Origin of the sequence: Radiobacillus sp. PE A8.2 (genome assembly GCF_045635475.1) — a bacterium.
Classification (GTDB): Bacteria; Bacillota; Bacilli; order Bacillales; family Amphibacillaceae; genus JBJGXI01.
Genome location: NZ_JBJGXI010000002.1, coordinates 18,136 through 32,499 on the forward strand (window position 1 = coordinate 18,136; position 14,364 = coordinate 32,499).

General features: G+C 37.8%; 13 protein-coding genes. 1 reads left to right on the forward strand and 12 read right to left on the reverse strand.

All coding sequences use genetic code 11. From position 1 onward, the window contains the following. Positions 1-9: 9 nt before the first annotated feature. Both ACI6MV_RS01360 and ACI6MV_RS01365 read right to left on the reverse strand, forming a co-directional pair. The gene (locus ACI6MV_RS01360; protein WP_407268000.1) at positions 10-1,680 is read right to left on the reverse strand and encodes a DAK2 domain-containing protein; all 1,671 of its coding nucleotides are present in this window, start codon (positions 1,678-1,680) and stop codon (positions 10-12) included. Positions 1,681-1,788: 108 nt separating this feature from the next. Next, positions 1,789-2,148, reverse strand: coding sequence for an Asp23/Gls24 family envelope stress response protein (locus ACI6MV_RS01365; RefSeq protein WP_407268001.1), 360 nt, complete (start codon positions 2,146-2,148; stop codon positions 1,789-1,791). Between the two features lie 340 nt (positions 2,149-2,488). Between ACI6MV_RS01365 and rpmB the strand changes: the two genes are divergently transcribed. Beyond that, positions 2,489-2,677 carry a 50S ribosomal protein L28 gene (gene rpmB / locus ACI6MV_RS01370; protein WP_407268002.1) on the forward strand — a complete coding sequence of 63 codons (189 nt, stop codon included), beginning with the start codon at positions 2,489-2,491 and terminating at the stop codon, positions 2,675-2,677. A gap of 44 nt (positions 2,678-2,721) precedes the next feature. On the opposite strand, the gene spoVM is transcribed toward rpmB, so the two are convergent. The 10 genes from spoVM to coaBC form a co-directional block, all read right to left on the reverse strand. Continuing rightward, positions 2,722-2,802, reverse strand: a complete 81-nt coding sequence (gene spoVM / locus ACI6MV_RS01375) for a stage V sporulation protein SpoVM (RefSeq protein ID WP_093210825.1) — start codon at positions 2,800-2,802, stop codon at positions 2,722-2,724. Positions 2,803-2,867: 65 nt separating this feature from the next. Then, a complete protein-coding gene (locus ACI6MV_RS01380; protein ID WP_407268003.1) occupies positions 2,868-3,521 on the reverse strand; it encodes a thiamine diphosphokinase in 654 nt (217 codons plus the stop codon). A gap of 51 nt (positions 3,522-3,572) precedes the next feature. Further along, the gene (rpe, locus tag ACI6MV_RS01385; protein ID WP_407268004.1) at positions 3,573-4,220 is read right to left on the reverse strand and encodes a ribulose-phosphate 3-epimerase; all 648 of its coding nucleotides are present in this window, start codon (positions 4,218-4,220) and stop codon (positions 3,573-3,575) included. A 2-nt stretch (positions 4,221-4,222) separates the two neighbouring features. Next, positions 4,223-5,104 carry a ribosome small subunit-dependent GTPase A gene (gene rsgA / locus ACI6MV_RS01390; RefSeq protein ID WP_407268005.1) on the reverse strand — a complete coding sequence of 294 codons (882 nt, stop codon included), beginning with the start codon at positions 5,102-5,104 and terminating at the stop codon, positions 4,223-4,225. Positions 5,105-5,108: 4 nt separating this feature from the next. Continuing rightward, positions 5,109-7,094 (reverse strand): Stk1 family PASTA domain-containing Ser/Thr kinase, encoded by a 1,986-nt coding sequence (gene pknB, locus ACI6MV_RS01395; RefSeq protein WP_407268006.1) that lies wholly within the window; start codon positions 7,092-7,094, stop codon positions 5,109-5,111. Continuing rightward, a complete protein-coding gene (locus ACI6MV_RS01400; protein WP_407268007.1) occupies positions 7,094-7,855 on the reverse strand; it encodes a Stp1/IreP family PP2C-type Ser/Thr phosphatase in 762 nt (253 codons plus the stop codon). The genes pknB and ACI6MV_RS01400 overlap by 1 nt, the downstream gene beginning before the upstream one ends. A 99-nt stretch (positions 7,856-7,954) precedes the next feature. Next, positions 7,955-9,301 carry a 16S rRNA (cytosine(967)-C(5))-methyltransferase RsmB gene (rsmB, locus tag ACI6MV_RS01405; RefSeq protein WP_407268008.1) on the reverse strand — a complete coding sequence of 449 codons (1,347 nt, stop codon included), beginning with the start codon at positions 9,299-9,301 and terminating at the stop codon, positions 7,955-7,957. Next, positions 9,294-10,241, reverse strand: coding sequence for a methionyl-tRNA formyltransferase (gene fmt, locus ACI6MV_RS01410; protein WP_407268009.1), 948 nt, complete (start codon positions 10,239-10,241; stop codon positions 9,294-9,296). Before fmt ends, rsmB begins: the two co-directional genes overlap by 8 nt. Before the next feature lie 15 nt (positions 10,242-10,256). Continuing rightward, positions 10,257-12,662 (reverse strand): primosomal protein N', encoded by a 2,406-nt coding sequence (priA, locus tag ACI6MV_RS01415; RefSeq protein ID WP_407268010.1) that lies wholly within the window; start codon positions 12,660-12,662, stop codon positions 10,257-10,259. Next, positions 12,663-13,871, reverse strand: coding sequence for a bifunctional phosphopantothenoylcysteine decarboxylase/phosphopantothenate--cysteine ligase CoaBC (gene coaBC / locus ACI6MV_RS01420; RefSeq protein ID WP_407268011.1), 1,209 nt, complete (start codon positions 13,869-13,871; stop codon positions 12,663-12,665). Positions 13,872-14,364: the final 493 nt, after the last annotated feature.

A 14,364-nucleotide genomic window follows, 5' to 3' on the forward strand; every position in this document is an offset into this window, starting at 1 on the left:
TTTAATAAATTATTCAATTGAGAATATAAAAGAATAGATTGGCTGGTTACCTTTGTGCAACTCGATTTCGATGTCAGGATAGTTGCTTTCTATATACGATTGCACCTGTTCCGTCTCTTCATCTGTAGCATCTTCGCCTTGTAATATCGTCATGATCTCATCTTCATCAGGGTCGATCATTTCAGTTAGTAGAAGTTGAATCGTTTCTAATTTATCTTTGTTTGTTGCTTTAATTTTGCCATCAGCAAGACCCATAAAATTACCATTTTCGATTGTCAAGCCATCTATTTGTGTATCACGAACTGCATATGTTATTTGACCAGTTTTAATATGTTCACTAGCACCTAACATATTTTGTTTATTATCCTCTAAAGCCGTTTCTGGGTGGAAAGCTAGTAATGCTGCCATCCCTTGTGGAATCGTCTTCGTAGGAACCACTACAACTTCTTCATCTTCTGCCAATTCAGCAGATTGATCAGCAGCCATAATAATATTTTTGTTGTTCGGCAAAATAATAACCTTTTTTGCATTTGCTTGTTTAACAGCATCTGTAATATCTTGGGTGCTTGGGTTCATTGTTTGACCACCTTGGATAACTACTGTAGCACCGAGGCTTTCTAACAATGATTTTAAGCCATCACCCATTGCAACTGTAACAATTCCATATTCAGAGCGTTGCTTCTTTTTAGCGGGTTTAGCCTTTTCACCAACGATCGATGAATGCTGCTCCCTCATATTTTCGATTTTCAAGTTAATCAAGCTACCAAAGCGTTGGCCTTTTGTTAAAACTTCTCCAGGATATTCGGCATGAATATGAACTTTAATTATTTCTTCATCAGAAACAACCAGAAGTGAGTCTCCATGCTCACTCAATTCATTTCGAAAAGCCTCTTCATCAAACGGATGATCGGACAACTTTTCTTGTTCGAATTTAACCATAAATTCTGTACAATAACCAAATTCAATGTCCTCTGTGCTCATAAAATCTTGCGCTAACTTATGATGCTCGGCATTAACCATTTCGTTCATTTTTTCAGAACTATCGATTCCTGCAGGAAGATCCTCACCTTTTAGTGAAGCAAGAAACCCTTCATAAATTGTAACTAAACCTTGTCCACCGCTATCAACTACACCAACTTCTTTTAAAACTGGAAGTAAATCAGGAGTTCGTTTAAGAGAAGCCTTTGACTCCGCTAATACCCCTTCCATAAAAGTAATAATATCTGGTGTTGTTTCAGCTAGCTCAACTGCTTTTTTCGCTGTATCTTTAGCAACCGTCAATATTGTTCCTTCAACTGGTTTAATGACAGCTTTGTAAGCTGTCTTCACGCCTAAGTCTAAGCCTTCAGCAAAATCGGTGGTCGTTAAGGATGTTTTTCCTTCTACTCCTTTTGCGAACCCTCTAAATAACTGAGACAAAATAACACCTGAATTACCCCTTGCACCCATTAATAAGCCTTTAGCCAATGCTTGAGCAACAGTTGAAACATGATTAGCGTTTGTATCTTTCACTTCATTAGCACCTGAAGTCATAGAGAGATTCATATTTGTACCCGTATCACCATCTGGAACGGGGAAAACGTTTAACGCATCAATCATTTTGGCGTTATTCGTTAAATGGTGTGCTCCTAAGCGTACCATTTGTGCAAATGTAGTTCCATCTAACTTTCGTAACGTCACTACTACTTCCTCCTTCTACACTGGTTTTTTATTTTACCCAGTTTACGATCTTAGTCATTAGTGCAAAAAATAAAAGTAATGAAAAATATGTGGGTGGGTTTATATTTACTACTGGACAACCCTAACACCTTGAATGTAGATGTTAACCGATTTAATTAGTAAACCCAAAGTCTTGTCTAATGTATATTTAACTTGAGATTGCACATTATTTGCTACTTCTGAAATTTTTGTGCCGTAGCTAACGATAATATACATATCAATATGTAGATCTTCACCATCTTGACGAACAACGACACCTCTGGAAAAGTTTTCCTTACGCAATATCTCAGCTATACCATCTCTCAGCTGGTTTTTAGATGCCATACCAACAATACCGTAACATTCGATTGCAGCACCACCAGCTAGTGTAGCAATTACTTCATTCGTAATAGTGACATGACCATCTTGTGTATTTAATTCAATGGACATAAATTAATCCTCCTTGCTTAAACATAAATTTAAAGTCATTTTACTATATGATTATTAAATATGAAAGCAATTACATCTAAACAAAACCCATTTATACAATGGACGAAAACCGCAAATCTGTCAAGTAGATATTCTTTATAAATACTATTTTCATTCTTATTGTAATTTCTCACTTCATCCTTTACTTTGTTTATACCACACTATTTATTGTTTACATGAATTCTTCCTTTATGATAATAAGTGTAAATTCACCTTAAAGTTTTATTGCAATAATCAGGGTCATATGATAAATTATATTAGTATGTAAAGATATAACAGTTGGTAGTAGGAGGGATTTAACATGGGACGTAAATGTGTTGTAACTGGTCGTAAAACTACTACAGGTAACAACCGTTCACACGCAATGAACGCTAACAAACGTCAGTGGAAAGCTAACGTTCAAAAAGTACGCATTCTGGTTGATGGAAAACCGAAGCGTGTTTATGTATCTGCTAGAGCATTGAAATCAGGCAAAGTAGAACGTGTTTAACACACATATACAAAAAAAGCACCTTAATTAAGGTGCTTTTTTTGTTAGTCTTTTTTAAATGTACCGATAATAGCACGAACAAAGCCACCAATGAACCTCGGGAGTTTAAAGGTATAAAATTTCATGAGATCCCCCTCCTCTTTTCCGAATAGCAATAAAATCGCCTACAAATTATTCTATGTTATGAACCCTAAATAAGTACATCACGGCTCTTTATTACTATTAATATGCCTTCGTTAAAAGAAAAAGTACCTTTTTCTCTAATAAGCTTATTGGAAACACAAAGAGTTGAACCCCAAGTAACCGTTGTATTGTTTAACGGATAGAAGAAACCTTCTAATGATAACTGCGTAACCTCTTTAGAAAATGGAATAAAAGAGATATGAGGATAACTAGACTCATTAGTAAGCTCATATTCCCCTGCTTGTACCAATTCCATCCAATTACCTTTATCAACTATAATCCCTTTTATAGATTGTTGTAATAGTCTATAAAGGAGTTGAATCGCTGCCATACTGTGATCTATTCTTCCACCAGTCACCCCAAACAATAACAACTTATCCGCCTTTTGTTCGATCGCTTTTATTACAGCTAATTCTAAATCAGTTTCATCCTTTTCTGCTGGAAACTCTTGATAAATTCTTGAATTTTTTTTAATTAACGCTTTCTCAACTGCGGACACTGAATCAAAATCACCAATCGCCACGTCAGGAGTAACTCCTTGTTCAATAATATGGAGTACTCCTCGATCAGATCCAATCCAACAGGATACTTTGTCCTTATATTGGTGCAAGTCAGGAATAAGATCTTTTGGCCCACCGCCAACTATCGCAACATATGACATTGATTTGCATCCTTTCACATACTTGTTGCACGAAAAATGTATCAGTTTAACTTAGCTATTTCGAATATCCTTAATCGCTTGCTTACGATTTTTTTGATTAAAAATAGCATTACCTGCTACTAGTACATTTGCGCCTGCTCGCTTACACAAAACAGCAGTCTCGTCATTAACTCCACCATCTACTTCAATTTCAAAATTAAGATTCAGTTCATCTCTCCAACCAGCAACTGTTTCAATCTTAGAGATCACAGATTGGATAAATGACTGACCTCCAAAGCCAGGATTTACCGTCATTAATAAAACCATGTCAATATCAGTTAAAATAGATTTAATAGATTCTGCAGGTGTTGCAGGATTAAGTACTACTCCTGCACGGATTCCAGAATCCTTGATTAACTGAATGGTACGATGTAGATGTTTGCATGTTTCCTGGTGAACAGTAATAATGTCTGCTCCTGCTTCAACGAACTCTGAAATATATAAATCTGGATTTTCAATCATTAAATGGACGTCGAGTGGTAATTTGGTTATTGGTCTAATCGAACGCACGACTAATGGACCAATCGTAATATTAGGAACAAAGTGGCCGTCCATAACATCAACATGAATATAGTCTGCTCCACCAGCTTCGACGTCAGCAATCTCCTCTTTCAGGATAGAAAAATCTGCCGAAAGAATGGAAGGTGCGATTTTAGTCATGCTTAATACCTCGGCTTTCTATTTTGAATTTCTTCATAAAACTGTAAGTAATGCTCATATCGATAATCAGGGATTTCTTCAGCATCAACAGCTGCTTTAACCGCACACTTAGGTTCTCGATTATGCATACACCCTCTGAATTTACAATCATTTTGACGCTCACGCATCTCTGGAAAACAAGATGGTAATGATTCTAACTCAATTTCATTAAATTCTAATGAGCTAAAACCAGGTGTATCTGCAACTAATCCTTCATTAACCTCTATTAATTCTACATGCCGCGTTGTATGCTTACCTCTTCCTAAGCTTATCGAAATTTCATTTGTTTCTAAACTTAACAGCGGATTAAGAGCATTTAGTAATGAAGATTTCCCCACACCTGACTGTCCAGCAATTACCGATATTTTTCCTTTTAATAGCTTTATGGCTTGTTCTAGTTGATCTGGCTTTTTGGTTGATAATAGTTGAACTGGATATCCCAATTTCTCATAATCAGCCTGATATTGTTCAATAACCGAAAGTTCATCATCTCCAATTGCATCCATTTTAGTAATGAAAATGACAGGGTCAATATGTTTCGATTCAATCAGCACTAAGAATCTGTCTAGTAACAAGGAACTAAAATCTGGTTGTGTAGCTGACACAACAATAATCGCCTGATCAATATTTGCAATCGGTGGACGTACTAATTCATTTTTCCTAGGCATTACGTCAGTAATATACCCTTCACCAGGATTGCTTTCATCAAATTCAACATTGTCACCAACAAGAGGGTTAACTTTATTTTTTCTAAAGACCCCTCTCCCTCGACACTGATATTGAGATACACCTGTATCAACATAATAAAATCCACTTAAAGCTTTAATTATTCTTCCTGTTGCCATTTATTTAATCACCTGCCACATCCTCATAACTAATTGTCTCGCTTTCAAAGACATTTCCATCTCGCATTACCCTGTATTCAGCGTTTCCATTTGGCTGGATGGTTAAACTTAAGGTGAAATCTGTTTGTTCCATAATGGTAACCTGCCTTACTATTTCATCATTACGATTCATGTCTGTAACATAAATAATTATCTCTTGCCCTTGTGGATCTTGTTGTGTATCTTCTCCATCCTGCTGCGCTGGTTCGTAAGGTACAGTAACTGTTACAGGATGTGTAATCGGTGGCTTTTCCTCGGGTCCTAGTGAGACTACAACCTCAACCACAGAGCCTTTTTCTACTTCAGATAGTGCCCTCGGTTCTTGACTAATAACTTGTCCTTCTTCGTATTCTTCTGAATACTGTTCATCTACTACCTTCACAGAAAGATCTTCTCTTGTTAAATAATCACTCGCATCTTTTACTGACATGCCTACAAGTTGACTTAGTGTAACTCTTTCTCTTCCTCTACTTACTTCGAAAATAACATTCGTTTCACCTGGCACAACATTCGCACCTGGTTGCGGATGAAGCTGTTTAATAATTTCTCCTTCTGGCTGATCGGAAAATTGCTCATTAGAAATCACTGTATACCCAGATTGTTGTAACAAACGTTGAACCTGACTAAAGTCCTGTCCAACATAATCATCAAAAGCAATTGTCTGTTTTCCTTGGCTCGTAAATAAAAGTACTTCCGATCCCTCAATTACAGTTATTCCAGCCTTTGGATCACTACTTACGACATAGCCTTCTGGGATTTCTTCAGAATACACCGACTCAGACTCCACCTCTAAGCCTAAATTTCTTAATTCATCAGATGCTTCTTCATATTCTAATTCAATTACATCTGGTATCTCAATTTCATCTGGCTGCAATAGGCTCGGAATGATAAATAACGCAGCTATTATTGCACCTAACAATACGACAATACTAGTCGTAATCCAGATGGCAAGTTTTTTCTTCTTCTTTTTTTTCTTTTCATTTACTAAATCATTTCCATTTCCTGATCGAACAATCGTGTCTTCTTTCAGGTTATTGTGTTGTTTCAAATTGTCATCTGTAATGATCGGAATTGCTTTTGTTAATTCACCACTATCCTCTGGTGGAGAATATGGATTCTCATTAATCCTCTCGGGACTTAGAGCTGTGTTCAAGTCATCTTCAATTTCATAGACATGTTCATACCGATGGAATGGATCTTTTGATGTTGCCTTTAAAACAATATTTTCAACACTTTGTGGTAGATTTGGGTTCCATCTTCTAATACTAGGCGTATTAGACTGCAAGTGTTTGAGTGCAATTGAAACGGCCGATTGACCAGAGAATGGCAACCTACCAGAAAGCAATTCAAATAATACAATGCCCAGAGAATATACATCTGATTTTTTTGTTGCCATACCACCTCTTGCTTGTTCTGGTGATAAGTAGTGCACCGATCCTAACACAGAATTTGTTTGCGTTAATGACGTAGCACTCAATGCAACGGCAATACCAAAATCAGTAACTTTAACTTGACCATATGGGTCAATTAGTATATTTTGAGGCTTTATATCTCGGTGTACAATTTCATTTGCGTGTGCATGTGTTATCGCAGATGTAATTTGTTTCATTATATCGATGGCTTCTTCTACTTCGATTGGTCCATACGTTTGTATATACTTTTTTAATGTCATGCCATCGATATATTCCATTACCATATAATAAATGCCGTCTTCTTCTCCAACATCAAAAATACTGACAATATTTGGATGAGAAAGACTTGTAGCTGATTGAGCCTCACGGTGAAAACGCGCAATAAATTCTTCATCGTTTGCATATTCCAATCGTAATACTTTGATTGCTACTTCTCGTTCCAAAATGATGTCGGTAGCTAGGTACACATTTGCCATACCGCCTCCGCCAATCATTTTACGAATCTTATATCGTTCATTTAAGGTTCTTCCTTCTAACACTATGACACACCTTCTTCCGCTGTATCTAGACCATCATAGTGTACGAGCGCAATGGATATATTATCTTCCCCACCACGTTCATTAGCAAGACTAATAAACTGATTAGCTACATCTTCTAAATTGCTAGGGGATTTCACCTTTTCTGAGAGTTCCTCATCATTAATCTTGTTAGAAAGTCCATCAGAACATAACAAAAGAAGATCATCCTTCTCCCAGCCTATTGAACGCACATCTGCTTCCACGTGTTGTTCTGTTCCTAGTGCTTTTAAGAGGACGTTTTTTCGTGGATGATGTTCAGCATCGTCTTTAGATATTTGTCCTGATCGAACCAATTCATTGACTAATGAATGGTCCTCTGTAATTTGCTGAAAGCCTTGGTTATTTTGTAAATAACAGCGACTATCTCCGATATGGGCAATGGTTATATACTCACTAGTACAAATCGCAGCCACTATTGTGGTACCCATACCCATACAATCCTCATGCTCCTGGGCATAGTTAAATAAGTTTTGATTAATTTCAGAAATACTATCTTTCAACCACACCTCAGTATCTTCTGGCAACAACAATTCTTCTGATTTTTGCCACTTCTCGCTAAGTGATGTGATCGCCATTTTACTAGCAACATCACCAGCTTTATGACCACCCATTCCGTCGGCAATAACTACCAACACCTGCTTGTGAGCATTAATAAAAACACCACCAGCATCCTCATTATGACTTCTCACCTGACCTGTATCAGTCATAAAGTAAGTATTCATTCACTCACCCCGTCTCTCCTTAACACTCGATAACTTTTCCATAGATCATTGGCATTCTACCAGTTATACTTATTCCAATTGTATAAACAGTTATCTCCCTTACTTCCGCTTAAATCTAGTAAGAAAAAATCCATCTGTATGATAGTCCTGTGGAAATAATTGGAGCCCATAATTGCTTCGTCCTTGCGATTGTTGCAAGGAACTAGGTAATTCTTCAAAAAAGGTTTGATCTACTTCAAACTGTTTGTGAGTGGCAAGAAATTTCTCTACAACGATATCATTTTCAAGCTTATCAACTGTGCATGTACTATATAACAGTTTACCATCTTTTTTTAATAAAGAGGATATACTTTCCAATAATTCTAACTGAATCACGCTTAAATCTTGTATATCTTGGGTTGTTTTTTGATATTTTATATCTGGTTTACCACGTAACACACCTAACCCTGAACAAGGAGCATCGATTAAAATGCGATCAAAGGATTCCTGTTCATGCAGTGTATGTAATTGTCTAGAATCTGCTTGTTTAGCTGTAATTACGTTTAAATCTAATTCTTGAGCTTTTCTAGACACAAGCTTCGCTTTTTTATCATGTAGGTCGTAGGCAAATACTTCACCCTTGTCCTCCATTTTTTCAGCAATGTGTGTCGTTTTACCACCAGGGGCACTACACGCATCTAGTACAGTCATCCCCTGAGTCAAATCAAGCATTTCTGCAACAAGCATAGAGCTTTGGTCTTGGACCGTTAGAGCTCCTTCTTTAAACAATTCACTTCGCAAAATATTACCTTTGTTTATAATGATCCCTTGGCTTGAAAATATTGATTTTTCAACCTCATAACCTTCATCCTGAAGCTTTTCAATAGCAGCATCACGACTAATCTTTAAAGGCTGTACCCTTACTGTCATTGGCTTATGCGTCAAATTTTCACGGCACATGTCCTCTGTAACAGTAGGTCCATACATGTCCATCCATCGTTTTACTAGCCAAACAGGATGACTCGTTTCTACACTGATTCTTTCTGTCGTATCCTTAATTTTACTCGTATCTGGTAATCCTTTACGTTGTACATTTCGAAGTACCCCGTTTACAAACGAGGCAATACCTTTATGACCTCTAATTTTAGCTACTTCAACCGATTCGTTAAGTACAGCATGATCAGGAATTCTGTCTAAGAAAGTCAATTGGTAAATGGACATATAAAGTAGCCATTTTACCCATGGTGTTATTTTCTTTTTAGGATCTATAAAATTTACAAGATAATATTCAAGCGTTAACTTTCGTTGTAACGTTCCATAGACAATTTCTGTTAATAAAGCCTCATCATTATTTGCTAGCCCTTTTTTCTTGATTGCTTGATCAATCAGCAGGTGACTAAACCCACCTTGCTCGCCTACTCTTACTAATATGTCTAATGCAGTTGTTCGAAGTACATGCTTAGCCATAATTTTCACCTAATAAATCACCGATTGAAAGATCACTACCTAAACCTCTTAAAAAGTCACCTGCATCCATTCGTTTCTTTCCTGCTGGCTGTAGATTCGTTATTTTTACGCCGTTACGATCTCCGCACATAACAACTAATCCGTCTTCTAAGAGCTCAACGATTTGACCTGGTGTTCCATTATATTGCTTGTTTACTTTTTCTCCCCACCAGACCTTCACAACCTTATTATCAACTGTTGTAAAGGCAACAGGCCACGGATGTAATCCACGAATATGATTGTAAACCTCCGTACTCGTCTTTTCCCAATCAATTTTTTCTTGCTCCCGCTTTATGTTACTAGCAAACGTCGCTAACTCTTCATCTTGTTTAATTGGATGTGTCTTTCCTGCAATCAGATCAGGAAGTGTGTTATGTAAAAGTTCTGCTCCTGCTTCTGATAATTTATCATGTAGGGTGCCAACATGGTCTGTTTCATCAATCGTTACCTTTTGTTGCGTAATAATATCACCTGCATCAAGTCGTTCTACCATGTACATGATTGTAACACCAGTCTCTTGTTTGCCTTGAAGGATCGCGTAATGAATAGGTGCTCCACCACGCAATTCCGGTAAAATGGAAGCATGCACATTAATGCACCCTAACGTTGGTCCATCAAGTAAAGGCTTCGGCAAAATCTGTCCAAATGCAGCCGTTACAATAAGATCTGGCTTATATTTTAATACTTCTTCATACTCATCTTTAATTTTTTCAGGTTGAAATACTGGAATTTGGTGCTTTTCTGCCTCCACTTTTACAGGGGGCGGTGTTAATACCCTTTTTCTTCCTTTTGGTCGATCAGGCTGTGTAACCACTAATACCACATCATATTTATCTTGCAATAATTGTTGCAATATTGGTACAGAAAAATCAGGTGTACCCATAAAAACAATCCGTTTCATAAACAAAAACCCTTTCTACATTAATTGGTACGGTTGCAAATCTACATTTATCATTAGTTGATTTTTTTTAATATCATCCTCATAAAAGGACAAGATTTTCTGGATAACTTTTTGCTGATTCGGTTCTTTTTTGTATTTTACCATGCATTGATAACGATATCTATCTTTGATCCTCGTTAGTGGCGAAGGTGTTGGTCCTAATATGTTCGTTTGTGATGATAAATACTTTCGTAGTAATTGTGTTATTTTCTTCGTTACCTTTGCCGCTTTAATTTGGTTTGGATGAGAGACAGTTATTAATGTTAAGAAAACATATGGTGGATATTGAAACGTTTTTCTCGTATGCATTTCCTTTAAGAAAAACTGTTCAAAATCATATTGACTTGCAAGTTGCACACTATAATGTTCAGGAGTGTACGTCTGAATAACGACTTCACCTGGCAAGGAATGCCTTCCTGCTCTACCACTTACTTGTGTTAACAATTGAAATGTTTTTTCTGCAGCTCGAAAATCTGGTAAGTGTAACAACGAGTCCGCTGCCAACACTCCGACAAGCGTAACATTAGCAAAATCGAGTCCTTTGGCAATCATTTGTGTACCTAGCAAAATATCTGCTTCATGATTAGCAAACTTGTCCAATAGTTTCTCATGGGAACCCTTTCGTCTAGTTGTATCAACATCCATCCGTATAACACGTGCTTCTGGTAAGATTTTAGTAATTGCTTCTTCGACTTTTTGCGTGCCAGTTCCAAAAAAACGAATCGTGTCACTCTGACAGGAAGGACACAAGGATGGCATCTTTTCATCATGGCCACAATAGTGACATTTTAAATTCTCTGTATTACGATGGTAAGTTAAAGCTATATCACAGTGCGGACAATTAATAACATAGCCACAATCTCTACACATTACAAATGTCGAGTAGCCACGTCGATTTAAGAACAGAACAATTTGTTCCTTTCGTTTTAACCGTTCTTCGATGTCCTCCTTCAACTGTCTAGAAAACATCGAGCGATTTCCAGCGTGGAGTTCATCTCGCATATCAACAAGCTTAACTGTCGGCATAGCAGCCTTGTTCATTCGCTCTGACATTGATAGCAGCTGATAAACACCCTTCTGAGCCCGTGCAAAAGATTCTAATGTAGGTGTTGCACTTCCCAAAATAACTGGACAATTATATTTCCCCCCCCTATAAATAGCAACATCTCTAGCATGATAACGGGGATGATCTTCTTGTTTATAGCTTGTTTCGTGCTCTTCATCGATGATAATAATACCAAGATTTTCAAACGGAGCAAAAATTGCTGATCTTGCTCCTACGACAACCTGTACTTGCTTGCGTTGCACTTTTCGCCACTCATCAAACTTCTCTCCAGCTGATAATGCACTATGTAAAACAGCCACCCTCGAGCCAAACCTACCCTTAAAGCGCTGTACCATTTGTGGCGTAAGGGCAATTTCAGGAACAAGTACTATCGCTTCCTTCCCTTTATCTATTACGGATTGTATCGATTGTAAATAAACCTCTGTTTTCCCGCTCCCCGTTACACCATGTAACAAAAATACTTCGTGTGTATCTTCATTAACTGATTCGTGAATTGGTGTAATAGCTTGCTGCTGTTGATCTGAAAGTGTTAATGCGGTTGTTTGTGGGTACTTGTCTTCTTTGTACGGATTTCGATACAATTCTTGCTTGAATTGCTTTAGTAATCCGCGATTCAATAACTGTTTTAATGTACTAGCGCCCGTACTATGGGATGAAAGTAATTCTTTTTTACTGATAGCTTCTGGATGTTCTATAAAATGATATAATAATTGCTTTTGCTTTTTGGCTTGTGAAGGCATATCAGCATACACTTCTTCTAGTTCGATTGGTTCCTTATTTGCCTGGATCATCGTCATCTGTTTAAAGGTCTCTTTTGACTGAACTATGTAGTTTACCTCTACAAGACCCTCTTTAATTGCTCGTTGAAGCTGTGCAATATTTCCGTTTCTTGAAACATATTCGCTATAATCAATAAAATCTCTACCGGCAAAAATGTGTGTAAGCGTTTCGGGTAATTGGTCACTCATTCTTTGTAATTCTTTGTTATATTTTGCTTTTAGTGCCTGTGGCAACATTGCTTGAAAAGCAGACACGTAAAAACTTAGTGTTTTTTCAGATAACCACTTACCTAAGTCTATCAATTCCTCGGTTAGCACTGGCGTTACATCCATTAGTTCCTCTATTTCCTTTAATGCAGAGAAATCCGAGTGATCGGTTAACTCAAGTACGAACCCCATTATTTTCCTGGGGCCAAATGGAACAATTACTCGCATACCGATTTCAATCGAGTCGACAAGCTGATCAGGTATGAGATAATCAAAAATTCGATTCGTTTGACTAGCAGGAACGTCGACAACTACTTTGGCTATGTTCAATTAATGCTCACCCTTTGTTCTATCCTGCACGATTAAACGGATGACTTCCGCAGCAATGTCTTGCTTAGAAGCTAAATCCAGTTGTTTCTCCATTCCCGAACGATTTAAGTAAGTGACTTGATTTGTATCTGACGCAAACCCAGCACCACTTTGCGTTACATCATTCACAACAATCGCATCAAGATTTTTTTGCTCTATTTTTTTCTTCGCATAGCTAAGCACATTCTCTGTTTCTGCTGCAAAACCAACTAAAAATTGGTTTTGTTTTCTGCGCCCCAACTCTTTTAAAATGTCATTAGTTCGTTCCATCTCAATCGATAAGTTTCCATCTTGCTTTTTCATTTTCTGCTTATAAGTAACTGTAGGACGGTAATCAGCAACGGCTGCTGATTTTATAACAATGTCTTGTTTAGGGAAATGTGCAAGCATTGCCTGATACATTTCCTCCGCCGTGTTTACATCAATTCGATTAATTGGTTTATCTGTTGTTAACGATACCGGTCCAGTGATTAATGTTACATCTGCGCCAGCTGTAGCGGCAGCCTCTGCCAAAGCGAAACCCATTTTTCCAGATGAGTGGTTTGTAAAAAAACGAATCGGATCAATACTTTCTCTTGTTGGTCCTGCAGAAATCAATACTTTTAATCCTTGTAATAATCGTTCAGGAACATGCAAGTCTTTTTCTAGTACTGTAATGATTGTTTCTGGTTCTTCTAATCTACCTTTTCCGACATATCCGCACGCTAAATAACCACTGCCTGGTTCAATGAATTTGTATCCCCATTCATCTAATTTTTGCATATTTTGAATTACTGCAGGATGCTGATACATGTGTACATTCATTGCAGGTGCAATATATACCGGCGCCTGTGTAGCCAACAAAATCGTAGATAGCATATCATCAGCTAGTCCTCCAGCTATTTTGCCTATCATGTTCGCTGTAGTTGGTGCTAATAACACGACATCCGCCCAATCAGCTAAATCAATATGCGCTATTTTGTGTGGATCTTTCTCATCAAATGTGTCTGTATATACTGGATTTCGAGATAACGCTTGGAAGGTAAGCGGTGTAACAAATTGCGTAGCACTTTCTGTCATCACTACTCTTACATTCGCCCCTTTTTGCGTAAGCTTACTTGTTAGTGCACATGCTTTATAAGCCGCTATACCACCAGTTACACCTAATACTATATTTTTATTTTTAAGCATCCATATCCCTCCCATACAACCATTAACTAAGTATGAACAAACCCCCGCTTGCACGATGCGAGCGAGGGTTTTAGAAAAGCGCAGAGCGCCGTTTAGAAACGTAGCGACTGGAGCGAATCGACTGAGATAAAGGAATCATGCCCCCGCAAAGGGGGTATGTCGACGTTGGACGACAAGTCCGCTTTTAGTCGACTTCCCATAAAATTTAAATCAATGATGACTTATCGCAAGCCGATTCGTGAAGTCGCCTAGTTTCTGGCGCTCGGAGCTAGACACATGAAAAGCGCAGAGCGCCGTTTAGAAACGTAGCGACTGGAGCGAATCGGCTGAGATAAAGGAATCATGCCCCCGCAAAGGGGGGATGTCGATGGACGACAAGTCCGCTTTTAGTCGACTTCCCATAAAATTTAAATCAATGATGACTTATCGCAAGCCGATTCGTGAAGTCGCCTAGTTTCTGGCGCTCGGAGCTAGACACATGCACAATTTTTAG

Coding starts and splice junctions, on each gene's coding strand:
- ACI6MV_RS01365 (WP_407268001.1), bottom strand. CDS start 2,148: ATGTCCATTGAATTAAATACACAAGATGGTCATGTCACTATTACGAAT.
- fmt (WP_407268009.1), bottom strand. CDS start 10,241: ATGAAACGGATTGTTTTTATGGGTACACCTGATTTTTCTGTACCAATA.
- rpe (WP_407268004.1), bottom strand. CDS start 4,220: ATGACTAAAATCGCACCTTCCATTCTTTCGGCAGATTTTTCTATCCTG.
- rpmB (WP_407268002.1), top strand. CDS start 2,489: ATGGGACGTAAATGTGTTGTAACTGGTCGTAAAACTACTACAGGTAAC.
- ACI6MV_RS01380 (WP_407268003.1), bottom strand. CDS start 3,521: ATGTCATATGTTGCGATAGTTGGCGGTGGGCCAAAAGATCTTATTCCT.
- coaBC (WP_407268011.1), bottom strand. CDS start 13,871: ATGCTTAAAAATAAAAATATAGTATTAGGTGTAACTGGTGGTATAGCG.
- spoVM (WP_093210825.1), bottom strand. CDS start 2,802: ATGAAATTTTATACCTTTAAACTCCCGAGGTTCATTGGTGGCTTTGTT.
- ACI6MV_RS01400 (WP_407268007.1), bottom strand. CDS start 7,855: ATGAATACTTACTTTATGACTGATACAGGTCAGGTGAGAAGTCATAAT.
- rsgA (WP_407268005.1), bottom strand. CDS start 5,104: ATGGCAACAGGAAGAATAATTAAAGCTTTAAGTGGATTTTATTATGTT.
- rsmB (WP_407268008.1), bottom strand. CDS start 9,301: ATGGCTAAGCATGTACTTCGAACAACTGCATTAGACATATTAGTAAGA.